This window comes from Acinetobacter septicus, assembly GCF_019355975.1.
In the GTDB taxonomy this organism is placed as follows: Bacteria; Pseudomonadota; Gammaproteobacteria; order Pseudomonadales; family Moraxellaceae; genus Acinetobacter; species Acinetobacter ursingii.
In genome coordinates, this window is record NZ_CP079898.1 from 1,120,947 (window position 1) to 1,147,108 (window position 26,162).

The window sequence follows — 26,162 nt, forward strand, 5'->3', positions numbered from 1 at the left end:
TTGAAAAATAGATCTTTTAAAACGGCATTTGACCGAATTCCTATCTAAATTTCATCGTGGGTTATTTCATTAATCGGTAGGAAGTCCCTAGAAATTTTGCATAAAGATTGGGTGCTGTACGTTTCATCAACCAAAAAAGCTTGGCATCGAACTGTGGAATGGTATAAAGCTGATTTTTATCCAAACGATCCAGTGTCAATTTTGCGACTTTATCGCTGGTGGTAAATGCCAAATGAGTCAATGCATAATCTAAAATACCTTTATGCGGGACTTTGCCATTTTTTATAATGTTGGTGGGTACTAGGGTTGGGCATAGTACATTCACCTTAATATCAAACTTTTTAAGCTCAGCAGACAATGTTTCTGATAATGCTCGAACCCCTGCTTTACTGACGTTATACACCGTCATTTCTGGCGCCGCAGTATAAGAAGCCGCCGAGGCTACATTGATAATGGCACCATATCCAAGTTGCTTAAACTTAGGCACAAATGCGCGACAGCCATGAATCACGCCCCATAAATTGACATCCATACACCATTGCCAATCTTCCATCGTCATTTCATCAAACTTACCACCCAAACCGATGCCTGCGTTATTAATGACCAGTGTGACTGGATTTTTCAGTAATTCCTCAGCTTGTTCAGCCAACTGTGCGACTTGTTCAGCTTTGGCCACATCACATTGCACAGAAAATGCAGTCGCGCCCAGTTGTTCAATCAGACTCACTGTTGCTTGAGCTGCCTCCAGATTGATATCTGAACACACCACAGTACCGCCACGGCGGGCAAGCTCTAATGCAAAGCTACGTCCAATACCACTGCCTGCGCCTGTTACAACAGCATAAGACTGTTGGCTTGGCTTTTTATGTTTTGAGCCAAATAATTTCATGGCATATCCTTTTTCCTGTCAGCATCTTGACTGAACATCTCTTTGTTGAATAACGTAGGACTTAATGACGTACTGGTGGTGTAAATGTTTTGATCAGATAAGGCGCAATCGCCCCACCTTCGGAGAGGAGTTTGTCTTTGTAATATTCGAGATAAGCCGAGGTGTCATGGTCATTCGGATGAAAATCAGGACGTAAATAATCAAATATCTGTCCCATCGTACTACCAAATACACCATCTTTCGGACTAAAAATCAGGCTGACACCGCGACCTGCATCTTTCCAGAACTTTCGGGTCAACATATCTTTTGGCTTGCGTAGCATAGGAACAAAAAGAGTGGAAAATGGAATCAAACCTAAAATCGTCCCCAATGCGATAAAGAATCCAGCAGCGCGAAGTGAATAATTGCCATTCAATAGCTGGTAAACATCATAAGCAATATCTTTATGTTCTGATTCTTCCAGCATGTGCCACATCCACATGGCACGTGTTTTAGCATCATCAGAATAATAAAAATTCTTTTCATGCTTCATCATGTATTCGGCAAGCACCGCGGTAAAATGTTCAATTCCCGCCATCATGGAAAGCTTAAGCGGCTGTGGAAACTTTAAGAAAATATTGTCAAAGAATTTTTCGCCCAAAAAACGATATAAAGCAACGGGATAATTAATGGCTTCGTGTGCAATCGCATCATTAAACTCATTGTGTAATTTGGAATGGATCGCTTCTTGTCCAATCAAAGAAGTTACACGCTGTTTGAGAACAGGATCATTTACCATATCTCGATGAAAACGAGCTGTTTCAATGACTAAGTCTTCACCATAAGTCAAAAACACAGACAGTGTGGCGAAAAAAATCGTGGCAAGCTGATTATTCATATAAAATGACATATCAATTTCCTGACCTTCAAATCCAATGGCTAAATGACGAATTGGAATAGTCTGTTTCAAAGCATAATCAGGTTGTTCAAATTTAGGCGATGATTTGAAAGCTTGGACTGATTTTTTTACTGCGGTCGTGATCATGGCGACACCTACTTAAAGCATTCAATTTGTTACAACATTCAATATTTACCAAGTTCAATGATGCAAACTGAAATATTGTTCGCACTTTACTAACCATTTCATCCTAATCTGATCTTATGTTCGGATTCAATTCGGGTCTAAATGGCTGAGCTTATCTGCAAAAATCAAAGCGATTAAAATGAATACCCCAGTTAAATTTCCATAACATATTGTTTTTATTAAGAGCAAAATTATAAATTAGCAAAAAATAATCGCAATAATGAGCTTTTAAGCAAATGACATCATGCATTTATTTATCTTGATAAAATTGGATAAAATTCAGGATTTTTTGCTGTTCGGATTTATGTTTTTTAATTTGGTAAATATGGCCCGACATGATAATTTGAATAAATATTCGGATTTCAAGGATGTGATGTTGAGTACACGCAAACCGCGCCAGACTCGCGCTAAAGTCACGGTGGATACCATTATCGAAGCGGGTTTTATCTCTGTTGCTTTGCATGGCACTAGTGGTACAACGACTCGACATATTGCAGATATCGCAGGAGTGAGTGTCGGTTCACTGTATGAATATTTTAAAAACAAAGAAGAAATTTACGATGCGATGGCACATTCTTTTGTGCAGGAAATTCTGGACATGATTCAAAATCTCACTCCGATCATTATGGATATGGAGCTAGAATCGGTCATTGAACTTATTTTCTATACCTTTCGAGATTTATTGACTCAAAACAATGAACGTTATTTGATCTGTTTACGCTATGCAAGTGAGCTTAAATATGACAAATATATCAATCAGATTGAACGCGAACTCATGAATATTGTCATGAAATATATGATGAATAATCCAAAATATCTAAAAGTCAATAATCTGGCGGTCACCGCCTATGTCAGCATTAATAGTGGAATCTTTAACATTGCCCGCCATTTAATTTTGCCAAACCCCTATATTACTTTTGATGAATTGGTACAAGGCTTAAAAACCATGATTATGAGCTACATTAATGTCGAACTGGCAAAAAGTGAACACTAAACTGAGGTGTTCACGTTTGGTGATCGTCAATTGTGGTACTTAGGTTTTTCACCATAATTTCCAGATTATTGCGAATTAAATACGCCAAATTAATATCGACACCCTGTAACATCTGATGTTCCAGTTTTTCAACAATTTGATTACACGCTGCCAATTTTTCCAGACCTTTTCCAGTGACGGTCAATAAAATACGACGACCATGCGTTGGATCTGGTGTTTTTTCGATCCAGTCATTGACCAGCAAATCTTGTAAAATTTTATTGGCCGATTGCGGCTTAATAAAAGAACGCTCTGCTAATTGGGCATTTGAAAGATTCGGCTTTGCCGCCAAAACTGATAAAGCGGTAAATTGCGGCAAACTAATATTTAAATCTTTGAGATGTTCGGTGAGATATTTACTAATGATTCGATCCACACGGGCAATCATATAGCTGAGTCTTGGTTCATCTTCTCGTTTTTTTTCAACTGAACTTGAGTTTGGCATCATGTTTGATCATCAAAATTTAAAGAAAGTATGAAGCCCTGCCCCATACTTTTCATTTTACTTAAGTTGTACTTTGGCTATGTGCTAACTGTACTGCCTGTTTAGGCTTTCTGACAAGCAGCAACGCAGAAATTGCAGCAATCAAAATCACAGGGATACTGGAACCAATGACGATTGTGGCACTTTGCCCTAATGATAATAAAAATCCTGCAAACAATGGCCCTGCAAATGAACCAATTCGTCCAATGGCAACCGCAGCGCCAACACCCGTACCTCGCATTTCGGTTGGATAATACATCGCAGCTAGTCCATAAAGTGCAGATTGACCGCCTACAATAAACAAACCACAGCCCACCGCAGAAAGTGCCAGTAAAGCGACTGTTGGAGAAATCGATAAACAGCAAAGTGCGATCAAGATTCCTGCATAAATAAATTTGATGACCGTTGCCATGCGCATTTGATCCAATAACATCCCCATCAGGATTGATCCGAAAATTCCCCCAATGTTATAGCCCATTTGTACATAGTTAGCTTCTAGTTTGGAGAGTCCTTGTGCGCCCATGAGTAGCGGCAACCAGTTCAGCAAGAAATATAAAACTACGAGTGTACAAAAGAAACTGACCCAAATTTGCAAGGTCGACATACGTCTTTCTTTGGCAAATAGCACTTCAAAAAAAGGCGTTGGTGCTTGTGTTTTTTGTTGCAAATAACTTTTTGACTCGGGTAGATACTTCATCAATAACGGAATTAACAAGATAGGCGCAATACCGCCCACATAGAAAATATGTCGCCATTCGCTATCGCCTGCCAACAACATTGCAACCACCGAAGTCAGCAATCCACCAAAAGGGATCCCGCTATACATAATACTGACTGCGGTCGCTTTTCTATTTTCAGCAACAGCTTCAGAAGCCAAAGTGATCATCATCGGTAAAGCGCCGCCCATACCCAACCCTGTAAAAAAACGGATAAGTAAAAGCAAAGTATAATTTTCGGCATAGGCGGTGAGTAAAGACATCACACCAAAAATGAGAATACTCAGAATTAAAATTTTCTTACGTCCAATAATATCGGCCAGTCGTCCACCAATAATTGCACCAGGCAAGGTTCCAATAATAGCAGCACTAAATGCCCAAGCCATTTGGGCATTATCCAACATAAACTCCGCACGCATACGTGGCGCTGCTACACCCATTGATTGAAGATCAAAACCTTCAAAGATTGCGATGGCAAAACACAGTAGTAAAGTCAGTTTCGCCCTTCCTGACGGATTCAATACTTTATCCATAGTCCTTTCCTTATTTAGACCATATTTCCATGACATTTTTTATTGTGTAGTGTTTAAATAACACCGTTAAAATATCAGTTAAGCTTACAAAAAAATCAATAGTATTTTATAAATATTTTTTAATTTAATTTTTTTATTTATATTTTTCATTAAATTATAAAAAACACAAAATATTTCATAAAAAAGACTTGAATGTAAGTTTAACTGATATTAAATTAAATCCAGAACAACACCATTGTCATTCAAGGAGAATACACATGACATATGAAAAACGCTGGGAAACCGTTGATGTACAACTTGAAAATGGTATTGCATGGGTCACGTTAAATCGTCCCGAAAAGAAAAATGCCATGAGTCCAACCCTTAACCGTGAAATGATTGATGTACTTGAAACACTCGAACTTGATCAAAATGCCAAAGTTTTAGTTTTAACAGGTGCAGGTGATTCGTGGACTGCGGGAATGGATTTAAAAGAATACTTCCGTGAAGTAGATACACAACCTGAAATTTTTCAAGAACGTATTCGCCGTGATTCATGTCGCTGGCAATGGCAATTACTCAGAATGTACTCAAAACCGACGATTGCGATGGTGAATGGCTGGTGTTTTGGTGGCGGTTTCTCTCCATTAGTGGCGTGTGATCTTGCGATTGCAGCGGATGAAGCAACTTTTGGTCTATCTGAAATTAACTGGGGTATTCCACCGGGTAACCTTGTGAGTAAAGCAATGGCAGATACTGTCGGACACCGTGCATCATTGTATTACATCATGACGGGTAAAACCTTTAGTGGCAAAGAAGCCGAGCAAATGGGATTAATTAATAAAAGCGTTCCATTAGCTCAACTTAAAGCGGAAGTCACTGAATTGGCAAACTGCCTGCTTGAAAAAAACCCTGTAGTATTGCGTACCGCCAAAAATGGTTTTAAACGTTGCCGTGAACTGACTTGGGATCAAAACGAAGACTATTTATATGCCAAACTGGATCAGTGTAACCACCGTGATACAGAAGGTGGTCGTGAAGAAGGACTGAAACAATTCTTGGACGAAAAATCGATTAAACCGGGTTTACAGAGCTATAAGCGTACTGGTTAACTTTTGATTTTTATTGGCTATGTAAGGACACAACCCATGCAAAATGTACAGTTACTCATCCACGGTCAATCGCTTGACGCATCTAATGGCGCAAGCTTTGAACGCATCAGCCCGATTGATGGTCAGGTGGCAAGTATTGCATCTGCCGCAACGCTTGAAGATGTTGACCGTGCCATTGAATCAGCGCAGCAAGCTTTTCAGATTTGGTCAAAACTGTCTCCAACTGAACGTCGTTTACGCTTATTAAAAGCAGCAGATTTAATGGATCAACATACTGATCAATTTATTCAGATTGGGATGCAGGAAACAGGGTCGACTGCGACTTGGTATGGGTTTAATGTGCATCTTGCCGCCAATATGCTGCGTGAAGCTGCTGCCATGACCACACAGATTGATGGCAGTCTGATTCCCTCGGATGTCCCGGGTAATCTGGCGATGGGGATTCGTGTTCCATGCGGTGTGGTGGTTGGAATCGCACCGTGGAATGCACCTGTGATTTTACCCACTCGTGCTTTAGCAATGCCGCTTGCCTGTGGTAATACCGTCGTATTAAAAGCATCTGAAGCCTGCCCTGCCACGCATCGTTTAATTGGACAGATTTTAAATGAGGCTGGATTAGGTGATGGCGTGGTCAATGTCATTACCCATGCCCCAGAAGATGCACCACAGATTGTTCAGCGTTTAGTCGAACATCCTGCGGTAAAACGAATTAATTTTACGGGTTCCACCAAAGTTGGGAAAATCATTGCAGAAACTGCGGCGAAATATTTAAAACCAGTGTTGCTAGAACTTGGTGGTAAAGCGCCTGTTGTCATCTTAAATGAAGCTGATCTGGATGAAGCAGTCAATGCCGTTGCATTTGGTGCCTTTTTTAATCAGGGTCAGATCTGTATGTCGACTGAACGAGTGTTAGTGCAACAGGGTATAGCCGATCAGTTTATTGAAAAACTAATTGCAAAAACCAAATCACTAAAAGCTGGCAATCCAACTGATCAGCAGAATATGTTAGGTGTGTTAGAAAGCCGTCGAGCTGCCGAGCGTATTCAACATTTACTTGAAGATGCAAAAGCCAAAGGTGCAGATTTACCTTTGGGCATTCAAGTTCAAAATACCACCATGCAACCTACGCTGGTACTGAATATTCAGCCTGAAATGTTGCTATACCGCGAAGAATCTTTTGGGCCAGTCTGTACAGTACAACGCTTTGAGACGCTTGAAGAAGGTATTGCACTGGCCAATGACAGTGAGTTTGGTTTGTCATCTGTTGTATTTAGCCAAAACTTTGCTCAAGCCTTTGAAGTCGCCAAGCAGATTGATTCAGGGATTTGTCATATTAATGGTGCCACTGTACATGATGAAGCACAAATGCCATTTGGTGGAACCAAATCGAGCGGTTATGGGCGTTTTGGTAGTAAAGCTTCCATCGCTGAATTTACCGAATTGAGATGGATCACGGTTCAAACTCAATCACGGCACTATCCGATTTAAAGGTTAATTTAACTTGGCGGTTAAATTGAAAACAATCAATTTTTAATAGATTTCTTGCATATCTGTTTACACCCTCTTTATTTTTCGTCCTGAGGGAGAAATAACAAAGGCTTATGAAAGAAATCTAATGAATAAAAAAATTGCATGACGCAAAACATGCGCAGTGATGCGCTTTCCACGGAGTGAAAGAAATGCAAATGAATGCCACTCAATCACAAGATCGTGAACGGTTTGTTCAACTTGGATCACATGATGTTCAGTATCAATATCAAGGTCAGATACTTTATATTGAACCTACAGAGCAGTTAAAGCCCTATCCGCAAAAGCTCACAGATCGCCTGATTCATTTTGCCAAAACTCAACCTGATCATATTTTTGCTGCAAAACGTAACGCTCAGGGTCAATGGGTCAAATTGAGTTATGCCGATACCTTGCAACGCGCTTGGCACATTGCTCAAGCATTGCATCAACGTAATTTAAGTCAGGAACGACCATTACTCATTCTGTCGGGTAATGATCTGGAACATTTAACCTTATCGATGGGTGCAATGTTGGCAGGTGTTCCATTCTCTGCCATTTCCCCTGCTTATTCTCTAATTTCTCAGGATTTCGGTAAGCTTAAACATATCTTTGAAGCACTCACTCCGGGCATGGTCTATGCCAGTGATGGACAGGCGTTTAGCAAAGCGATCCAAACGTGTGCAACATCCGATATCGAAATTATTACCAATACGGGAATTGTTGGGCAACAGCAATGTACCTCTTTTCAATCCCTGCTAGATACCCCTGTGACCAATGTTCAGGAGTTTTATCAAACACTGGATGAACACCAGATTGCCAAATTTTTGTTTACCTCTGGTTCGACTAAACTGCCTAAAGCTGTACCAACCACGCATTTGATGCTGTGTGTGAATCAGCAGATGTTATTACAAACCTTTCCAGAATTTGAGCAGACCCCGCCTGTATTACTGGATTGGTTATCTTGGCATCATACTTTTGGGGGTAGCCATAATGTCGGCATCGCTCTGTATAACGGCGGTACAATTTATATCGATGATGGCAAACCCGTTGCAGGCAAGTTTGATGAGACCATTCGCAACTTAAAAGAAATCTCCCCGACGGTCTATTTAAATGTGCCGAAAGGTTGGGAAGAACTCACGGATGCTTTGGAAAAAGATGCTGAGTTACGTGATCGCTTTTTTAAAGATGTCAAAATTCTATTTTTCGCAGGTGCAGCATTGTCCGAAGCAGGCTGGAATCGTCTGGATAAAATTGCACAAGCACATTGCGGTGAAAAAATTCGGATTATGAGTGGTCTCGGTATGACTGAAACTGCGCCTTCTTGTGCCTTTACAACAGGGCCAAAAGTCATGGCAGGCTTTATTGGTTACCCTGCGCCTGGTTGTGAAATTAAACTGGTGCCACACGGTGATAAAATGGAATTTTGTGTGCGTGGTAAACACGTCATGCAGGGTTATTGGCGTTTAAAATCCGATCAACAAAGTATCGTATTTGACGATGAAGGCTTTTTTCATACGGGTGATGCCGTGTGCTTGGTATGCCCCAATGATCCAACACAAGGCCTGATGTATGACGGACGAATTGCAGAGGACTTTAAGCTCAATACTGGTACTTTTGTTAATGTTGGAACCCTACGCAATAAAGTCCTGATTCAAGGCAATTTACTGATTCAGGATGTCTGTATTACAGGGTCTAACCTAAATGCAATTGGTTTTCTGATTTTTCCAAAATTGGACGCTTGTGCACAATATGCAGGTTTAACTTTTAAGGATCATCTTGCCGAAGAAATTTTAAAACATCCCAAAGTACAGCAATGGTTCCGCCAATTTTTATTAAATTTTAATAAAGACGCAACAGGAAGCTCTAATCGAGTGTCGATGCTGTATTTAATGACCGAACCGCCACAACTTGATGCAGGAGAAGTCACCGATAAAGGAAATCTGAATCAAAGCAACATCGCTAAGCGTCGGGCAGATTTGATTGAAGAACTTTATCAAAAGCAAACGGACAATCCCCTGATTATTCGGATTCCTGTCCTAAACCACTAATCCTTTGAAATTACATAAGAAGTTCAAATTTACTTTTGAGCTTCCTCCTTAGTTTTGCCCTAAAAAAGGTGAAATATGCAACACGATACGGAATTTGAACTATTTCGAGATAATTATCGACGTTTTCTAAAAGAACAAGTCGCTCCTTATTATGAACAATGGGAACAGGATGGCCTAATTCCACGAAAGCTTTGGAATAATCTGGGTGAAAATGGTTTTTTATGCGTCGATGTTCCAGAAGAATATGGCGGCTATGGCGCACCTATCCATTACTCACTGATGCTAGTTCAAGAAACTGCACAGGCAGGATTTACCTCTTTGGCAGTTGCCATCGGTGGGCAAAATGAATTGGTTTCACCCTATATTCAAAATATCGGTACTGAAGCACAGAAAAAATATTGGCTTCCTAAAATGGTGATAGGTGAAGTGGTCACAGCGATTGCCATGACTGAAGCCAATGCTGGTTCTGATTTACAGGCGATTCGTACACAAGCCATATTAACTGACGACGACTATATCGTTGATGGTTCAAAAACATTTATTTCCAATGGCCTACATGCAGACTTAATTGTATTGGTGGCAAAAACCACTCCACAGGCAGGCGCTAAAGGCATATCGTTATTTTTAGTTGATGCCCATTTACAAGGCGTAAAAAAAGGACGCTCACTGAAAAAAATTGGTTTACATGCACAAGATACCGCCGAACTATTTTTTGATCAGGTCAAAGTTCCCACTTCACAACGTTTAGGCAATGAAGGACAAGGCTTTGCTTACTTAATGCAAGAATTACCGCGTGAACGTCTGAGCATTTCCATGATGGCACTTGGGTCAATTTTAGGTGCAATTGAACTCACAAAAGAATATGTATTGCAACGCAAAGCCTTCGGTCAAGCCTTAAGCCAAATGCAAAATACCCGATTTGTACTTGCCAATGCGCAAATTAAAGCCAAAGCTGCACAAGCCTTTGTCGATCAATGTGCTGAGATGTATAGCCAACAGCAACTCAGCGTCAACCACGTCGCCGCACTGAAATGTTTTATCACCGATACCCAATGTGAAGTGATTGACCAATTGCTACAACTGTTTGGTGGTTATGGCTACATGCAGGAATATCCAATTTCACGTTTCTTTGTCGATGCCCGCGTGCAAAAAATTTACGGCGGAACCAACGAGATTATGAAAGAAATCGTGGCACGTGAACTCTTGGGAAAATAATTCAAATTTTAACAACGAAGCAAGGCAGAAAGAACCAACAAGTCTTGCTTAAAACAACAATGATATTTCAGGATGAAATGCCATGTCTAAATTATGGATCTACTCCACGCTTATGCTTTCTAGTTCTGTATTTGCGGGGAATTTTATCGATAACAGTAGCGTAGAATTGACTACACGCAACTTTTATTTTGACCGCGATTATCAGGAGCTTTCCAAATATCCAGCAGCGAAGGACTGGACACAAGGCTTTATTTTCAAGGCAAATTCAGGCTATACCGAAGGAACAGTGGGTTTTGGTCTGGATATTCTCGCCACCGCTGGTTTTAAGCTGGATGCCAGTGCCAAATATGCGGGAACTGGAAATCTACCGCGAGACACCATCACCAATGAACCCGCATCAAGTTACGGTGAAATCGGTATCACGGCTAAAGCTAAAATTAACCAGACTGAACTTAAAATAGGAACGCTTAGACCGATGAATCCTGTTTTAGTCGCTTCTCCTGCCCGTTTGTTACCACAAACTTATCGTGGAATTTCACTAGAATCTAAAGATGTAAAAGATTTTGAATTACAGGCTGCTTATATTGATAAAGTCAATCAACGTGATTCGACCAATTTTGAAAATATCAGAATTTCAGCAGTGAATGGACGTTTTAAAAATGCTGAAACTGATGGATTGTACTATGCAGGCGGGTATTACAATGTCAATCCAAGTTTACGTTTAGGTTTATTCTATCTGGATGTGAATAATCTTTATGATCAATGGACAACAGGTTTTTTACACAAATGGGAGATCAACTCAACCACACGATTGAGTAGTTATTTACATTATTATCGAAGTCGTGATGAAGGCAATGCAAAAGCAGGCTTAGTCGATAATGACTTATATCATGCGCATTTTGAACTGAAGCATCAAAATCATAAATTTATTTTTGGAACGTTTCAGCATCATGGTGAAACTGCGTTTCCTTATTTAAGTGGTGGAGAAACAGGACTACTGATTGATACATGGCCAGGCGAGTTTCTCAATCCCAAAGAACAAGCTTATAGTTTCCGCTATGAATATGATTTTAAGGATTATGTTCCGGGTTTACGCTTTATGACACGCTATACCATGGGACGAAATATTTATGCGCCCAATCTGGGTGGAACCAATTTAAAAGAGCGCGAAACTGATTTTGATCTGGGCTATACCATTCAAAGCGGTTGGCTCAAAAATCTGGGACTTCGCGCACGTTATGCCATCTACGACAATAACATGTCGGCCAACGCCAATATCAAACCTGTGAATGAAACCCGTATCAATATTGATTATACGTGGAAATTTAAATAACACTGATAGGCTCTAGATCATCGGGAGCCTACTTCAATTTAGGGAAAATAAAAAATGGATATGACTGACAAACTTCCTCCTATTCACTATTTGCTAGGCGGGCATCATATTCAATGGAACGATCAAGCGCAGCAACTTGAAATTGATTATGTCGCATTAGAAACTTTTACCAACCCTAGAGGTACAGTTGAAGGGGGTATGATTTGCGCAATGTTGGATGATGTGATGGGCTTATTTGCATTTCTGGCGAATGATCGACAACCTGCCACCACGATTAATCTGACAGTAGATTTTCTACGCCCATGTCAGGTTGGTGTCGTCCAGACCAAATGTCGCTTTGTAAAGCAAGGTAAATCTATTTTAAATATCGAAAGTGAAGCATGGCAAAACCATAAAATGCTGGCACGAAGTACAGCTAATTTTATGGTGCTTTAAGTTTCGGCTTGCTCCGCGAAAGAGAAAGAAAACCTATTGCTTTCTTTCTCAAACCACTTATTCACTACTATTAAAAACGCTGAGAAATACTCAGCTTAAAGTCGCGCCCAGTGCCTGTCATATATTCTCCCAGATACATTTTATAATCACGGTTAAATAGATTATCAATAGAGAAATTCAACTGCGGGCCTTTTTCACCGACGGGCTGCCAATCGATAAAAATACCGTGTAAAGCATAACCTTTGGTACGAGGCAATGAAAAACCAGAAGCACCAATTGATTTATCCGTATTTAAAATACTTCTGGTTTGCGCGTCTACAAAAATTCCACGCCAGCCCATGGTCAAATCATGTTCAGGAACATTGACACCTAGCGTAGCTGTCGCCTTGCGTGGAGGTATTTGTTCAATCCATGTTTTTTGATTAAACCACGGATTAACAGGAGAATTATCACGTTGACCACGCACATAAGAATAAGTTAAACCTGCAAAATAGGTGGGCTGATTATAAAATAGCTCTGCTTCATAAGCTTTGATGGTGTAATCAGTAATATTTCTGTAAAAACCATGATCATATTGGCCATTACAAACACTGGCATTCGCACTTCCACCCTGTGCAATAATCTCGGCTTGTGCCTGACAGAAAACCGAACGATTACGGAAAATTTCGTCTGAACCGCGGTTATGATAATAGCTAAGACGAATCTGTAAATGATCATCATCTGTCAAAAGCTGATCAAAATTCATTTCATTACCAAGCCTTATCGCCAACATTTTTTCGGGACGTAAATACAGACTGGTCGCAGATACCGTAGAACTTGGGCCATCATTATAATATTGCTCATCAACACGAGGCGCACGCCATGTTTTGCTGATATTAGCAAACCACGTGAGGTAATCTGCCTGTTTCCATGCCAAGGCTAAACGGGGTGACCAGCCTGTATAACTTTTTTCTGAATAATCATGACCTGCTTCAACCGTGCTATAACGTGGCGCCAGATTGCCATAACCCTGATTGATAATATTGTCATAACGTAAAGACGGCGTAATCGTGACTGCCCCAATTTGATATTGGTCTTCAACAAATGCGCTATACATTTGCTGATCACCTGCGGGCATATAATTCGGTTGATAGAGTCCGTAATTATATTGAGGATTATTCAGATAAGAGCGAACCAGCATCAAAGAGTTTTGCTTCATCTTTTGATATTGTGCCCCGATTTTTAGCTTATGTGTACCATACGCCGTATCAATATCACTGATATTTAAAAGTTTTAGTGCTGTATTGGTATAGTTCACCCAGCTTTCATCGCCAAGATTGGCCGCTGAAAAAGAAACCCCTTCCAAACGTTTATCATGTTGTTTGGTTTTTGAATAAGAAAAATTTGCTTTGAAATTAATATAAGGATTCGCAGCAGGATTGAACTCATAACCAGCGGAATAGCTCGTATCTTTTTGATCACGATAAACTAAACGGCGTTTCCACGCTTCGTCATAGCCATACTTTGCAATATCTGCGGCACTCGGAACAGCATCCTGATCACGCATTGCAGCAAAAGGTTCCCAGCCTGTATGGCTACTTTGCATGGCATTGAAAGAAATCTTTTGGCTTTCATCTGGACGAATATTCAGTTTTGCTAAATATGTGTCCTGTTCCTGAGCTGAATATAAAAAAGAGGTTCCATCTGGACGCTCTACATTATCGCTATCGCGTTTGGTATAGTAAAACAGCCCATCTAGCAGATTATTTTCAGTTTTTCCATATACTGCACCCGTATAAGTATTTTGCTGGTTATTACTAAATCGCGAATACTTTAGAAATGCTCCGACATTTTTATTCTGTTTTAATAGATCTTGCGCATCTCTGGTTTCCAGTGTCACCTTTCCGCCAAAACCGCCATTACCAACTTCAACATTATGCGGACCTTTATCGACCGTGACCCGTTTTAAAATTTCAGGTTCAATAAAGACTGACCCTTGTCGATATTTATCAAAAGATTTGACCGAATCATCCAGTGTAATGGGAACATCTTCAACTCCTCCCATACCCAGAATATTAATCGTTTGTCCGCCGGGTCTAGGAGAGCCAGCCGAAGATACCCCAGGCATGGTGTCTAATAGTTGTGCAACATTATTGGCCTGATAACGATCAATCGCGGTCTGATTTAGAACGCTTTGCCCAAACTGAACTGTATCTGAATTTTCTGCCTGCGTAGAAAGGGTTGGCATTTGATATAATTGATGATTATCCTGATTGAAAATTGAAGATGAATTCAGTTGTCCTTTTTTTATGGTACTTGAAGTCCCCCCATTTTTTTCATCAGACTGTTCATTTTCTGGTTTCTTATCCACCAATAAGTAACCTGCCGATGATTTCATCATCTGAAAAGGCGTATTTTCAATCAATCTGGCAAATGCTTGCTCAACGGTGTAATTGCCTTTTATCGCATTTACTTGGTAACGATTGGTCTTCTTTGCATCCATCAGTAATGAAACATTGGCTTGCAATGCCACACTATTGAGCGCCTGAGTCAGAGAACCACGCTCCACTTGAAAGAAAGCAGAAGAATTGCTACTTGCAGCGTATATAGGGGCTGAAACGCAACTGACAGAAATTGCCAGAGAAACGGCCAACGCTATTTTTTGTAGAGAATATTGGGAAGGTAAAATGTGCATTAAAACGATAGCCCCATATAAATGATAATCATTAACTAAGCCAATTAGCAAATAATTGCTGTTCTTCCCTATATGACGCACCACCATCCAAAAACACGCAATTTGTCGTTATTTTCTAACTTTCAAGCTGAATAATAAAAACATGACTTCCTATTTTTTGAATATTTAATTGTGGATATTGAGCTTTGATTAAGCTTAAGGTTTGTTCGACATCCTGCTGAGCATCAATCACCCCATTGACTTTGAATGACTCAAGTACAGATGCACGATAAATAAAATAAACTTTATGCTGTCGATTTAGACGTTCTAGTAAATCAGGTAAAGCCAGATTATCGGCTAAAATCTGGTTGTGTTGCCATGCAAATTCAGTAGATCGAATTGCAATCGGTTGAATCGGTCCAAAGCCATGCGCGTCAGCTTGTACCTTTTCACCAGCATGTACACGCTGTCGTTGATTGATCTGCTTCGCACTCGCTTCAACACTTGAATGCAACATGCTAATACTGCTGTTTTCACGATTTTGATGCACAATAAATCGTGTTCCTAATGCCTTGTAATCGGCTTGCTTCGATTGCACGATGAATGGTCGATGTTTGTCTTTTGCGACATCAACATAAATCTCACCCTGAACCAGTTCAACCTGACGTATCTGTGAATTAAAATGCAATTTGATGGCAGATTTAGCTCCTAGCGTAATTTTTGAACCATCTTTAAGTACAAATGACTGCATATTTCCCGTCGAAGTTTTATAATCTGCGGTGTAATAAGCATAAGGAAAATAATGGTAGGTCAAAATACTAAATAGCCCAATAAAACCAATGCCCAATATCCCACGACCAAAAGCCTTTTTTAGCTGTTGTTGACTTTGTTGAGTGTGTTTTAGCGACTTTTGCAAGGTCTGGCTATGAATACGGTGTGTTTCCTGAAGTTGTTTTAATTCGTCAGAAAAGCGACTGATTTTATCGAATTGATCATGATATTCGGGATGCTGTCGTTGCCAATGCTCAAATTCGAGTTGAGCTTGAGAGCGTTCAATCGGATCATCTGTGTTTAAACGAATAATCCATAAAGATAATTCTTTTTGTAATTTTTTGGGGTCAGTCATGTTCCGACTCAAGCAACTGTTCTCGTGCTTCAAGACATAGACTTAGACAATCTGCGAGATAAGTTTGCGTCGTCCTTAAAGATTTACCAATCCGTTCAGCGATTTCACTTTGATTGTAACCTTCAAAGTAATACATCAGAAAAGCTTTTCTTGCCAATACTGGGCTTTCATTTAAAGCGATTGTTAAAAAATCTAAAATTTGTACCACTTCTTCAAGTTGATTATTTGATAATTCAATCTCTTGAAGTTGTAACTCTCCTGCTAGAGTTTCCAGATAACTTTGCTCTAATACATAACGTCGATGCTTATCAATCAGTACATTTTTGGCAACATTGACTAAATAAGCTCTTGGTTCCTGAATTCCGAGTAGTTTTTGTCGAGTTTGTAATAACTTAACAAAAGTATCTTGCACCAGATCGGCTGCATTAAAAGGATAACGAATGCGATAGCTAAGCCACTTTTGAAGCCAATCATGATGATCCAGATACATTTCATGAATGAATTGTTTCTGTGCAGTTGGGGAGAAAGATTGATCCATAGCAAAATATTGAATGAATAATATAAACAAGAATTATTATCATTTATTAATGTGATTATTGTAAACTATTTCTGAACGATATTTTCTATAAAAAAGCTGCATTCCTTATTGCGTCTTTTTCTATCCTCCTTCGTCATAGCGTATATAGACCTTTATTTACTCCGCAAATATACATCTTTATTTAGGTAACGATATGAACCAATCCGTTGACAAAACAGACATTCAACATCATATAAGTTCGGCACTATCACTTCGCTTAAAAACTGAAACAGCAGCAGAACATGAACGTATGCATCACTTAATGGCTCAGGCAGATGTTTTTGCAAGTCTGATGCATTATGCAAAATTTACACTGGCTCAATATTATTTTCAGCGTGATGTTGAGTATTTATTTAAATATCCAGAAATTATTGATTTTATTCCTGATCTGGATGTTCGTGGTCGTTCAGATGCTGCATTTAAAGATTTACAAGATTTAGGCGTTTCACCTACAGATCTTAATATCGCGAGTCAGGATGCCAATGCACTTGAAGCGCTAGGCTGGATTTACGTTTCTGAAGGTTCAACGCTCGGAGCTGCGTTTTTATTTAAGGAAGCCAAAACCAAGCTGGAACTTTCCGAAGAATTTGGTGCACGAAATCTGGCTGCTTATCCTGAAGGCAGAGCAAAAGTCTGGAAACGCTTTGTTCAGGCACTCGATGATGCAGGTTTAAGTCAAACTGAACAAGATCAGGCCATACAAGGTGCAATGGATGGTTTTGCCCGCTTTGCATCGCTATTAACCACAGCAAATACAGATCAGTAAAATGTCAGTACCAACCCATCCGTCCAAGTTGCCCTCAACCTCTGATCACCTAAATCATGATCAGATCGAGCTCACTACATCTAAAAATATACATCATGAAAGCTTATCTAAATCCAGCTTTTTAAGGATTGTATTTATAGGTCTGTCTTGCTTGAGCCTGAGTATTGGTGTGATTGGTTTGTTTGTTCCGGGTTTACCTACGGTTGAGTTTGTATTACTCGCGGCTTTTTTTGCAGGAAAAGGCTCTTCCAGATTACATCGATGGTTTTACCAGCATAAATTATTTGGTCCCATGATTCGTAACTGGCAAGATAAGCGTCAGGTTTCCAGAAAATCAAAATATATGATGGCTGTTAGTATGACACTTGCTAGCAGCATCTTGATACTTCATGTACCTCATTTCTGGTTTAACCTTGTATGTATTCTATTCATGCTGCTTGTTTTTATCTGGGTTTGGCGGCGACCTGAACCCGAGAAAATTTAAAATGCAAAACACGAGTGATAAAAAAGACCACACATCGTGGTCTTTTTTATCAGAACAAACTACTGAGCAGTATATCCGCCATCCATCACTACAGCTTGTCCTGTCACTCCACCTGCCTTTTCACTGCACAAGAAAATCGCATAATCGGCAATTTCCTCAACACTAAGAAGGCGTTTTTGCGGCACCATCGCCAAAATCACATCTTCCAACGCACTGGTTTCACTCACATTTCGCGTTTTAGCCAAATCGGAAATTTGCCCACGAACCAATGGAGTATCTACATAGCCAGGACACAAAGCATTTACTGTAATACCATCACGTGCGCATTCCAGAGCAGCAACTTTAGTTAAACCAATCACACCATGCTTAGCGCTGTTATAGCCTGCTTTACCTGCAAAACCGATTAAGCCATTGATCGATGCCATATTGATAATACGACCTGATTTTTGTGCTTTCATAATTGGAAAAGCATGTTTAATGCCGATAAATGAACCTGTTAGCATCACCGCAATCAGTTTTTGATAAACTTCAGTTGGGAATTCCTCAATTGCTGCCACATGTTGAAACCCTGCATTATTAATTAAAATATCCAGTGTTCCGAATGTTTTTTGCGTTAGTTCAATTGCAGCTTGATAGGCTTGTTCATTGGTCACATCACAAGGCGCCGAGATAGCAGTAAAACCTTCGCTTTTGAGCTGTTGTGCAGCTTCTTCACATTTTTGCGCATTCATATCTGAAATAACCACTTTTGCACCTTCCAATGCAAATTTTTTCGCTATTTCCAGACCAATACCGCTCGCAGAACCTGTAATAAAAGCCACCTTACCATCGAGTTGTTTTGTCACTTTCTTTCTCCTGCCTCATTTATAAAATGCCTTGATTTTTTTAAACCAAAACAAGTTCATAGCTTATTTTGATCAATCAATTACACAATTCCGAACCATGTAAATGCAGCTATCGCCACAAATACTGCAACTGTTTTAATGATCGTAACTGCAAAAATATCTTTATAAGATTGCTTATGTGTTAAACCTGTTACAGCGAGTAAGGTAATAACTGCGCCATTGTGTGGAAGTGTGTCCATGCCACCCGATGCCATCGCCACAATACGATGCATCACTTCGGGCGGAAGACCCGCAGCCAAAATAGCAGCATTGTACTGCTCTGCCATGGCACTCAAAGCGATACTCATCCCGCCTGATGCTGAACCTGTAATCCCTGCCAATACAGTTGTCGTCACCGCACCATTCACCAAAGGATTGGTAAATGCCGTTCCCAATGCATGACTCACTAAAGCAAAACCGGGTAAAGCCGCAATAATCGCACCGAAACCATATTCGGACGCGGTGTTCATGACAGCCAAAAGCGAACCGCCAATACTGGCATTTACACCTTCTTTAAATTGGCTCGCCACACGACCATAATCAAATAAAATAGCCGCGATAATACCGACAATCAGTGCCAAACCGACCGCCCAGATCGCACCCGTTTTTGCAACATCAACCGTATAATTTGCCAGACCAATTGCATTAAAATCAAAACCGTTTGGGTACCATGTTTTAATTGCTGTCGATAAATATTTATTCATCACTGCAACTAACACCAAAGGAACGAAGGCTAAAATCTGACGAATAACCGAACCATTATCACGCGCATTTTCCTGTACAGGATTTACATCAGATTCAACACTATTTGCAGAATTATCTGAGACAAAACCTGCATAGCCTTCCCCTGCTTGAGCAGCCACCCGTCGACGCCATTCTAGGTATAACAAACCTGTACTCAATACAAAAATCGCACCAATAATCCCTAAAAATGGAGCAGCATAAATATTGGTTCCAAAGAATGTTGTCGGTATCACGTTTTGAATTTGTGGCGTCCCCGGTAGCGCGTCCATGGTAAAGGTAAATGCACCAAGTGCAATCGTGCCGGGAATTAGACGTTTAGGAATGTTAGCTTGCTGAAATAATTGATTGGCAAATGGATAAATCGCAAATACCGCCACGAATAAACTGACACCGCTGTAGGTCAAAATTGCGCCGAGGATCACCACGGTCAAGATTGCTTTTTTTGCACCGATGAGATTTACAATAGTTTTTGCAATCGACTCAGCGATCCCTGACATTTCAACCACTTTGCCAAAAATTGCACCGAGTAAAAATACCAGAAAATAATCCTTGATAAAGTTGACCATTTTCGGCATGAAAACGCCTGAGTAAAAAGGCAAGACATTACTTGGATTGATTAAAAAAACCGCCAATAATGCACATAACGGTGCCATCAGGATGACTGAAAACCCGCGATAAGCGGTGTACATCAGTAAGCCTAAAGACAGCAGAATAACAAATAAATCCCACATATTCTTTCCTACTCCATTATGAAGAATATAGATTAGGTTTAACTCAAATATTGTGCCTAATATTTGATAACAGTTTGCCTAATAATAAATAAATACAATTTGTCAAAAATGAGCCACTAAATAGACCCAAAAAATAAGATTTTATATTTATTTTAAAATATCAATATTTTTATAAAATACAAGAATATTATTTAAAAGACTGTTAAATAAAAATTTAAACATTGAAATATAAGATTTTTATTTAAGTAAAACGACTTATCTATTTATTTAAAAAACAAATGAATTATTTAATAAAACTCATTAATTATTAGTCTTCTTTCATAAGTCCCTTTTATTTCTTCCTATAGGAGAAAAATAAAGAGGATTTAAAAATTATGAAAGGAGTCTTTTTAATGAAAAAAATCTGATTTTAAGATTTTGATTTGGATCATTTCAGTCACATTTAAAAAAAAATTTTTTAATATAAAACTACGTCTGATTTAATTTTACAAAAAAACAAGTACATCAGTCGTAGAGTTAGATATAATTTTTCTTTAAAATCAAAAACTTTTGATTAGGATGGAATCTATAAATGACGCTCAAACAACTCAAAGCTTTTTTGGCACTGGCTCGCACTCTGAATTATGCCAATGCATCGACTGAGCTTCATTTAAGTCAGTCCGCCTTGAGTTTGAGTATCAAATCATTAGAAGAAGAATTGGGTGGAAAGTTATTTAAGCGTAATACTCGCCGTGTCGAACTCACTCAGGAAGGAAAATCTTTGATTCCTTATGCCAGAAAGTTACTGGCAAACTGGGAAGATATGGAAAATGATGTAAAACAAAGATTTAAACTTAATCGAGGTACTTTAAATATTGCTTCAATGCCCTTTGTTACCCATGCAATTTTACCCGAAGTGATTCAGACTTTTTCCAATGCCCACCCAAATTTAAGTTTTTCAATTCATGATATTCCCAATGAAAAAATTATTGAAAATGTATTGGACGGAATTTTTGAACTTGGAATTTGCTTTCAGCCAATTTTGAATGAACAGTTGGAATTTAAAGCTTTATTTGATGAAGATTTTCTAGCTCTAATCCCCAAAACGCACCCATTGGCGAGTAAAAAAACAATCACATGGCAAGAGTTATATGGCAATCCATTTATTACCTTACAACACCCTTCAATCGTGCGTTACCTACTTGAACAAAACGCCTCACGTTTAGGTCTGGTGCTTGATTTAAAAGTAGAGTGTCACCAGATTAGTACTTTTTCCAGTTTTGTAGCTTTAGGCATTGGCGTGAGTGCAATTCCACGTCATTTCCAACATTCGATCGATAAAGAGCATAATGTGTTACTGGAAATTGAAAATAGTCAGGTACACCAAGCGGTCGGTATTATTTATAAAAAAGACACTGAACTTTCAAATATTTCCAGCGAATTCATTCAGACACTTTCAAGTTATCCTTATGAAAAAATCCTTCAATTTTAATATCCATAGAAAATCAACGATCAAAAAACGATTTTCGCACATCAAACACATTCATTAATTTTTCTCATTAATCCTTTAAAATTTTCAACTTCATTAAATAAATTACAGATGTTAATAATAAGAAAACATAGGGACGTTGAGTAAACACAATGAATAAAGTGTATGCAAGTGCGGAACTCGCACTACAGGATATTGTTAAGAATAATCAGACTCTTGCTGTGGGTGGTTTTGGTTTATGTGGTATTCCAGAAGCATTGATCAATGCATTAAAACAAACCCAAGTCACTGGTTTAACCTGTATTTCCAATAATGCCGGTGTAGATGATTTTGGTTTGGGAATTTTACTTCAAACCAAACAAATCAAAAAAATGATTTCATCTTATGTCGGTGAAAATAAAGAATTTGAACGCCAATATCTTAATGGTGAGCTTGAGGTTGAACTGACGCCGCAAGGAACTTTGGCAGAAAAACTTCGCGCAGGCGGCGCAGGCATCCCAGCATTTTATACTCAAACTGGCGTTGGAACACTCATCGCTGAAGGCAAAGAACAGCGCGATTTTGATGGTAAACCTTATATTTTAGAGCCTTCTTTAACCGCTGATATTGCATTGGTCAAAGCTTATAAAGCGGACAAAGCAGGTAATTTGATTTTCCATAAAACGGCACGTAACTTCAATCCCGAATGTGCAATGGCAGGGAAAATTACCATTGCGGAAGTTGAACAAGTGGTGGAAATTGGTGAGTTAGATCCTGATGAAATCCATCTGGCAGGTATTTTTGTACAACGTATTGTACTTAATGCACACCCAGAAAAACGAATTGAGCAAAAAACCCTAAAAGCACAGGAAGCATAATCATGGCATGGACACGTGAACAAATGGCACAACGTGCCGCCAAAGAATTACAAGATGGTTTTTATGTCAATCTTGGTATTGGCTTACCGACACTGGTCGCTAATTATATCCCAGAAAATGTTGATGTCTGGCTTCAGTCCGAAAATGGTTTATTGGGCATTGGAGAATTTCCAACCGAACAAACGATGGATGCAGATTTAATCAATGCAGGTAAACAAACGGTCACCGCACGTGCGGGCGCTGCATTTTTTTCCAGTAGTGAATCTTTTGCCATGATCCGTGGTGGACATGTCAACATTGCGATTTTGGGCGCAATGGAAGTCTCTGAAAAAGGTGATCTTGCCAACTGGATGATTCCGGGTAAAAAGATCAAAGGCATGGGCGGCGCAATGGATTTGGTCGTGGGTGTACAACGTGTCGTGGTACTCATGGAACATTGTGCCAAAGATGGTACGCCGAAAATTGTATCTGAATGCAGTTTGCCGCTGACAGGTCAGGCTGTAGTACATCGTGTCATTACCGACTTAGGCGTGATGGATATTACTGCTGAGGGTATCGAACTAATTGAACTTGCAGATGGTGTAACAGTTGAGCAAATTCAGGCTGCCTCAGGTGTCAAACTCATTACGGCCCTAGCAAGCTAAATATTCTTTTAAAGGAAATACTGGCATATAGAAAGTGAATTAGAAAAAAGCGGTGATCACTTTTGGATGAATGATCACCTTTAATATCAGATGGAATTTGATCATGAATAAACAACCTGCAATTTTAGAACGGTTTGCGATTAGTATTAGTAACTGGTCAGAAAAATGGTTTCCTGACTCATATATTTTTGCATTACTTGGCGTGATTATTGTGGCTACTGCTGCACTGTTCATTGGCGCACCAGTCAAAGAAGTCGCCAGTTCTTTTGGTAATGGCTTTTGGAGCTTAATTCCATTTACCTTACAAATGACCATGCTGATTATTGTTGGTTATGTGGTGTCTGTATCACGTCCCATGAAAAAACTGATCCAGAAGATGGCCAGAATCCCACATTCGGGACGCAGTGCCATTGTGCTAGTTGCCACTGTCAGTTTGCTCATTTCTTTGGTCAATTGGGCCATTAGTACCATCTTAACTGCACTTTTGGTGATCGCCCTCGCCAAACGTAAAGAACTCAACATGGATTATCGAGCTGCTGCCGCCGCAGCGATTATTGGTATGGGAGCAACATGGGCACTGGGGATTAGTTCCTCTGCGGCTCAATTACAGGCCAATAAAGCCAGTTTGCCTGAGTCTATTTATAATCTGACCGGTGTCATTCCGTTTACGGAAACTATATTTTTGTGGCAATCGATTGTGATGACTGCCATATTGATCATTGTTTCGATTGTCATTGCCTACCTGTCTGCACCCAAAGGTCAGAATGTCAAAACCATGCAAGATTTTAATCTGAACTTTGACGAAGAAGAAAAACAGGAACTTGAACAAACGAAATCGAAACGTCCGGGAGATTGGTTAGAAAATTCACCCATCCTGACCATTTTAGTGGTGGCATTGGGCTTAATCTGGATGATTCTGGAGTTTTCTAAAAACAATCCAATTATTGCGATTTCTAGTCTCAATACTTATAACTTTATTTTTCTGATGCTTGGTCTGGCCTTACACGGCACACCACGCAATTTTCTGAATGCAGTGAGTAAAGCGGTTCCTGCTGTTTCAGGCGTTCTTATTCAATTTCCACTTTATGGCAGTATTGCCTACATGATGACTCAGGCTGTTAATGCTGAGGATTTATCACTTTCGCATTATATTGCACACTTTTTTGTTTCAATTGCTTCACATGATACCTTTGCTGTGGTCATGGGAATTTATTCTGCCATTTTAGGCTTTTTTGTACCATCTGGCGGTGGCAAATGGATTATCGAAGCACCTTATGTGATGCAAGCAGCCAACGATTTGAAATATCATCTGGGTTGGTCGGTACAAATTTATAATGCAGCAGAAGCATTACCCAACTTAATCAATCCATTTTTTATGTTACCGATGCTCGGTATTTTAAAACTCAAACCTAAGGATGTGATTGGTTTTACCGTGACACAATTGGTTGTACATTTACCTTTAGTGCTTTTTTTACTGTGGATATTAGGACAAACTTTGACTTATACCCCACCCGTATTTTAAACAATCATAATGAAGTTCAAGCTTATAAGCTGAACTGATACTTCAAGGAATCATTTCATGACAAAAATTGTGATCGTCGCTGCTACACGTACACCCATGGGCAGCTTTCAAGGCAGTCTTTCTGGTTTAAGCGCACCTGATCTGGGGGCTGTTGCCATTCAAGCTGCTCTCAAACAGACGAATATTCCCGTCGATGAAATTGACGAAGTCATTATGGGCTGCGTACTTCCTGCGGGCGTTAAACAAGGTCCTGCACGTCAAGCAATGCGTAAAGCAGGCTTACCTGATCATGTCGGTGCAACCACGATCAATAAAGTCTGTGGTTCTGGTATGAAAGCTGCCATGCAGGCAAGCGATGCCATTAAAGCAGACAGTATTAAAATTGCTGTGGTGGGTGGTATGGAATCCATGAGCAATGCCCCTTATTTATTGCCGAAAGCCCGTACAGGTTATCGCATGGGGCATGGTCAAGTCATCGATCATATGTTTATGGATGGTTTGGAAGATGCGTATACAGGACGTGCAATGGGTTCGTTTGCTCAGGACATGGCAGATCAAAAAAGCTATACACGAGAACAAATGGATGAATTTGCAATTCGCTCTTTGACTCGCGCACAAAAAGCAATACAGGAAGGCTATTTTGAAGCTGAGATTGTGCCTGTTACGGTCACTACTCGCAAAGGTGACGTTGTGGTTGATACCGATGAAAATCCAGGCAATGCGAAAATCGATAAAATTCCAACATTGCGCCCTGCTTTCGCCAAGGATGGCACCATTACTGCTGCAAACTCAAGCTCCATTAGCGATGGTGCATCGGCCCTGCTGATTACATCTGAGCAGGAAGCCAAGCAGCGCGGTCTAAAGGTTTTGGCTGAAATCAAAGCTTATACGACCAATTCTCAATTACCTGAAGAATTCACTATTGCTCCCGTAGGTGCGATTGAAAAACTACTCAAGAAAGTCGGTTGGTCTGCCGAAGAGGTCGATTTATGGGAAATCAATGAAGCTTTCGCTATGGTAACCATGGCGGCGATTGATGCATTTAAACTCGATCCTGAAAAAGTGAATATCAATGGCGGTGCTTGTGCCTTGGGTCATCCATTGGGTTCATCAGGTTCACGCATTATCGTAACTTTGATTCATGCGCTAAAACGACTGGGCAAGCGCAAAGGTATTGCAGCGCTGTGTATTGGTGGAGGCGAAGCAACTGCGATTGCGATTGAAATCGTTGATTAATCAATTCTCTAAATCTTCCAAGAAAGGCAAAAATAAACATTTTGCCTTTCTTTATGGAAAAAAGATAAAAGTTCATTTAGAACAATTGACTTCTTTCATCATCGTTTAAACCCTGTTTATT

23 protein-coding genes are annotated in these 26,162 nt (G+C 39.8%); 14 read left to right on the top strand and 9 right to left on the bottom strand.

All coding sequences use genetic code 11. The annotated features are described in order from the left end of the window. Nucleotides 1–61 precede the first annotated feature (61 nt). Nucleotides 62–889 carry an SDR family NAD(P)-dependent oxidoreductase gene (locus I6L31_RS05445; protein WP_005005093.1) on the bottom strand — a complete coding sequence of 276 codons (828 nt, stop codon included), beginning with the start codon at nt 887–889 and terminating at the stop codon, nt 62–64. Nucleotides 890–950: 61 nt separating this feature from the next. Beyond that, nucleotides 951–1,913: a metal-dependent hydrolase gene (locus I6L31_RS05450; RefSeq protein ID WP_005005096.1), complete on the bottom strand. Its 963-nt coding sequence runs from the start codon at nt 1,911–1,913 to the stop codon at nt 951–953. A gap of 415 nt (nt 1,914–2,328) precedes the next feature. Between I6L31_RS05450 and I6L31_RS05455 the strand changes: the two genes are divergently transcribed. Further along, nucleotides 2,329–2,946: a TetR/AcrR family transcriptional regulator gene (locus I6L31_RS05455; RefSeq protein WP_035272346.1), complete on the top strand. Its 618-nt coding sequence runs from the start codon at nt 2,329–2,331 to the stop codon at nt 2,944–2,946. A gap of 10 nt (nt 2,947–2,956) precedes the next feature. Here the strand turns inward: I6L31_RS05455 and I6L31_RS05460 are convergent, their stop codons facing one another. Continuing rightward, entirely contained in the window at nt 2,957–3,430 is a 474-nt protein-coding gene (locus tag I6L31_RS05460; protein ID WP_035272348.1) for a MarR family winged helix-turn-helix transcriptional regulator, read from the bottom strand. A 61-nt stretch (nt 3,431–3,491) separates the two neighbouring features. Further along, the gene (gene mhpT, locus I6L31_RS05465; protein WP_004987178.1) at nt 3,492–4,718 is read right to left on the bottom strand and encodes a 3-(3-hydroxy-phenyl)propionate transporter MhpT; all 1,227 of its coding nucleotides are present in this window, start codon (nt 4,716–4,718) and stop codon (nt 3,492–3,494) included. A gap of 251 nt (nt 4,719–4,969) precedes the next feature. Here mhpT and I6L31_RS05470 point away from each other — a divergent pair, with 251 nt between their 5' ends. The 6 genes from I6L31_RS05470 (at nt 4,970) to I6L31_RS05495 (ending at nt 12,349) form a co-directional block, all read left to right on the top strand. Then, the gene (locus tag I6L31_RS05470) at nt 4,970–5,809 is read left to right on the top strand and encodes a p-hydroxycinnamoyl CoA hydratase/lyase (protein ID WP_171065000.1); all 840 of its coding nucleotides are present in this window, start codon (nt 4,970–4,972) and stop codon (nt 5,807–5,809) included. A gap of 36 nt (nt 5,810–5,845) precedes the next feature. Further along, entirely contained in the window at nt 5,846–7,297 is a 1,452-nt protein-coding gene (locus I6L31_RS05475; protein ID WP_005005105.1) for an aldehyde dehydrogenase, read from the top strand. A gap of 182 nt (nt 7,298–7,479) precedes the next feature. Continuing rightward, the gene (locus I6L31_RS05480) at nt 7,480–9,366 is read left to right on the top strand and encodes a feruloyl-CoA synthase (RefSeq protein WP_171064978.1); all 1,887 of its coding nucleotides are present in this window, start codon (nt 7,480–7,482) and stop codon (nt 9,364–9,366) included. A 75-nt stretch (nt 9,367–9,441) separates the two neighbouring features. Continuing rightward, nucleotides 9,442–10,581, top strand: a complete 1,140-nt coding sequence (locus I6L31_RS05485; protein ID WP_005005107.1) for an acyl-CoA dehydrogenase family protein — start codon at nt 9,442–9,444, stop codon at nt 10,579–10,581. Between the two features lie 82 nt (nt 10,582–10,663). Continuing rightward, on the top strand, nt 10,664–11,914 hold the full coding sequence (locus tag I6L31_RS05490) for an OprD family porin (protein WP_005005108.1): 1,251 nt from the start codon (nt 10,664–10,666) through the stop codon (nt 11,912–11,914). A gap of 54 nt (nt 11,915–11,968) precedes the next feature. Next, a complete protein-coding gene (locus I6L31_RS05495; RefSeq protein WP_005005109.1) occupies nt 11,969–12,349 on the top strand; it encodes a PaaI family thioesterase in 381 nt (126 codons plus the stop codon). Between the two features lie 70 nt (nt 12,350–12,419). On the opposite strand, the gene I6L31_RS05500 is transcribed toward I6L31_RS05495, so the two are convergent. The 3 genes from I6L31_RS05500 to I6L31_RS05510 are packed head-to-tail and all read right to left on the bottom strand — an operon-like array spanning nt 12,420 to nt 16,666. Beyond that, the gene (locus tag I6L31_RS05500; protein ID WP_005005110.1) at nt 12,420–15,110 is read right to left on the bottom strand and encodes a TonB-dependent receptor; all 2,691 of its coding nucleotides are present in this window, start codon (nt 15,108–15,110) and stop codon (nt 12,420–12,422) included. 28 nt (nt 15,111–15,138) lie between these two features. Then, nucleotides 15,139–16,128 carry a FecR family protein gene (locus I6L31_RS05505; RefSeq protein WP_005005116.1) on the bottom strand — a complete coding sequence of 330 codons (990 nt, stop codon included), beginning with the start codon at nt 16,126–16,128 and terminating at the stop codon, nt 15,139–15,141. Further along, nucleotides 16,121–16,666, bottom strand: a complete 546-nt coding sequence (locus I6L31_RS05510; protein ID WP_005005117.1) for a sigma-70 family RNA polymerase sigma factor — start codon at nt 16,664–16,666, stop codon at nt 16,121–16,123. The genes I6L31_RS05505 and I6L31_RS05510 overlap by 8 nt, the downstream gene beginning before the upstream one ends. Nucleotides 16,667–16,859: 193 nt before the next feature. On the opposite strand from I6L31_RS05510, the gene I6L31_RS05515 reads away from it, so the two are divergent. Continuing rightward, nucleotides 16,860–17,471 carry a biliverdin-producing heme oxygenase gene (locus I6L31_RS05515; RefSeq protein WP_005005119.1) on the top strand — a complete coding sequence of 204 codons (612 nt, stop codon included), beginning with the start codon at nt 16,860–16,862 and terminating at the stop codon, nt 17,469–17,471. Between the two features lies 1 nt (nt 17,472). Beyond that, the gene (locus I6L31_RS05520) at nt 17,473–17,955 is read left to right on the top strand and encodes a YbaN family protein (RefSeq protein WP_005005121.1); all 483 of its coding nucleotides are present in this window, start codon (nt 17,473–17,475) and stop codon (nt 17,953–17,955) included. Between the two features lie 59 nt (nt 17,956–18,014). Here I6L31_RS05520 and I6L31_RS05525 read toward each other — a convergent pair whose 3' ends face one another. Together I6L31_RS05525 and I6L31_RS05530 are read right to left on the bottom strand one after the other, a co-directional pair. Beyond that, nucleotides 18,015–18,800, bottom strand: coding sequence for a 3-hydroxybutyrate dehydrogenase (locus tag I6L31_RS05525; protein WP_005005123.1), 786 nt, complete (start codon nt 18,798–18,800; stop codon nt 18,015–18,017). A gap of 80 nt (nt 18,801–18,880) precedes the next feature. Next, nucleotides 18,881–20,314, bottom strand: coding sequence for a GntP family permease (locus I6L31_RS05530; RefSeq protein WP_005005124.1), 1,434 nt, complete (start codon nt 20,312–20,314; stop codon nt 18,881–18,883). A gap of 571 nt (nt 20,315–20,885) precedes the next feature. Between I6L31_RS05530 and I6L31_RS05535 the strand changes: the two genes are divergently transcribed. The 5 genes from I6L31_RS05535 (at nt 20,886) to I6L31_RS05555 (ending at nt 26,041) form a co-directional block, all read left to right on the top strand. Next, entirely contained in the window at nt 20,886–21,785 is a 900-nt protein-coding gene (locus tag I6L31_RS05535; protein ID WP_005005127.1) for a LysR family transcriptional regulator, read from the top strand. A gap of 149 nt (nt 21,786–21,934) precedes the next feature. Continuing rightward, on the top strand, nt 21,935–22,639 hold the full coding sequence (locus I6L31_RS05540; RefSeq protein WP_004987215.1) for a CoA transferase subunit A: 705 nt from the start codon (nt 21,935–21,937) through the stop codon (nt 22,637–22,639). A 2-nt stretch (nt 22,640–22,641) separates the two neighbouring features. Continuing rightward, on the top strand, nt 22,642–23,283 hold the full coding sequence (locus I6L31_RS05545) for a 3-oxoacid CoA-transferase subunit B (RefSeq protein WP_005005129.1): 642 nt from the start codon (nt 22,642–22,644) through the stop codon (nt 23,281–23,283). A 103-nt stretch (nt 23,284–23,386) separates the two neighbouring features. Continuing rightward, nucleotides 23,387–24,805 (top strand): short-chain fatty acid transporter, encoded by a 1,419-nt coding sequence (locus I6L31_RS05550; protein ID WP_005005134.1) that lies wholly within the window; start codon nt 23,387–23,389, stop codon nt 24,803–24,805. 57 nt (nt 24,806–24,862) lie between these two features. After that, complete coding sequence (locus I6L31_RS05555; RefSeq protein ID WP_005005136.1) at nt 24,863–26,041, top strand: thiolase family protein; 1,179 nt, start codon at nt 24,863–24,865, stop codon at nt 26,039–26,041. Nucleotides 26,042–26,162 lie beyond the last annotated feature (121 nt).

Excerpts from the sequence above, each read along its gene's own strand:
- I6L31_RS05545 (WP_005005129.1), top strand. The coding sequence starts at position 22,642 with ATGGCATGGACACGTGAACAAATGGCACAACGTGCCGCCAAAGAATTA.
- I6L31_RS05510 (WP_005005117.1), bottom strand. The coding sequence starts at position 16,666 with ATGGATCAATCTTTCTCCCCAACTGCACAGAAACAATTCATTCATGAA.
- I6L31_RS05500 (WP_005005110.1), bottom strand. The coding sequence starts at position 15,110 with ATGGTGGTGCGTCATATAGGGAAGAACAGCAATTATTTGCTAATTGGC.
- I6L31_RS05555 (WP_005005136.1), top strand. The coding sequence starts at position 24,863 with ATGACAAAAATTGTGATCGTCGCTGCTACACGTACACCCATGGGCAGC.
- I6L31_RS05495 (WP_005005109.1), top strand. The coding sequence starts at position 11,969 with ATGGATATGACTGACAAACTTCCTCCTATTCACTATTTGCTAGGCGGG.
- I6L31_RS05460 (WP_035272348.1), bottom strand. The coding sequence starts at position 3,430 with ATGCCAAACTCAAGTTCAGTTGAAAAAAAACGAGAAGATGAACCAAGA.
- I6L31_RS05505 (WP_005005116.1), bottom strand. The coding sequence starts at position 16,128 with ATGACTGACCCCAAAAAATTACAAAAAGAATTATCTTTATGGATTATT.
- I6L31_RS05540 (WP_004987215.1), top strand. The coding sequence starts at position 21,935 with ATGAATAAAGTGTATGCAAGTGCGGAACTCGCACTACAGGATATTGTT.
- I6L31_RS05485 (WP_005005107.1), top strand. The coding sequence starts at position 9,442 with ATGCAACACGATACGGAATTTGAACTATTTCGAGATAATTATCGACGT.
- I6L31_RS05550 (WP_005005134.1), top strand. The coding sequence starts at position 23,387 with ATGAATAAACAACCTGCAATTTTAGAACGGTTTGCGATTAGTATTAGT.
- I6L31_RS05520 (WP_005005121.1), top strand. The coding sequence starts at position 17,473 with ATGTCAGTACCAACCCATCCGTCCAAGTTGCCCTCAACCTCTGATCAC.
- I6L31_RS05445 (WP_005005093.1), bottom strand. The coding sequence starts at position 889 with ATGAAATTATTTGGCTCAAAACATAAAAAGCCAAGCCAACAGTCTTAT.
- I6L31_RS05535 (WP_005005127.1), top strand. The coding sequence starts at position 20,886 with ATGACGCTCAAACAACTCAAAGCTTTTTTGGCACTGGCTCGCACTCTG.
- I6L31_RS05490 (WP_005005108.1), top strand. The coding sequence starts at position 10,664 with ATGTCTAAATTATGGATCTACTCCACGCTTATGCTTTCTAGTTCTGTA.
- I6L31_RS05515 (WP_005005119.1), top strand. The coding sequence starts at position 16,860 with ATGAACCAATCCGTTGACAAAACAGACATTCAACATCATATAAGTTCG.
- mhpT (WP_004987178.1), bottom strand. The coding sequence starts at position 4,718 with ATGGATAAAGTATTGAATCCGTCAGGAAGGGCGAAACTGACTTTACTA.
- I6L31_RS05450 (WP_005005096.1), bottom strand. The coding sequence starts at position 1,913 with ATGATCACGACCGCAGTAAAAAAATCAGTCCAAGCTTTCAAATCATCG.
- I6L31_RS05530 (WP_005005124.1), bottom strand. The coding sequence starts at position 20,314 with ATGTGGGATTTATTTGTTATTCTGCTGTCTTTAGGCTTACTGATGTAC.
- I6L31_RS05475 (WP_005005105.1), top strand. The coding sequence starts at position 5,846 with ATGCAAAATGTACAGTTACTCATCCACGGTCAATCGCTTGACGCATCT.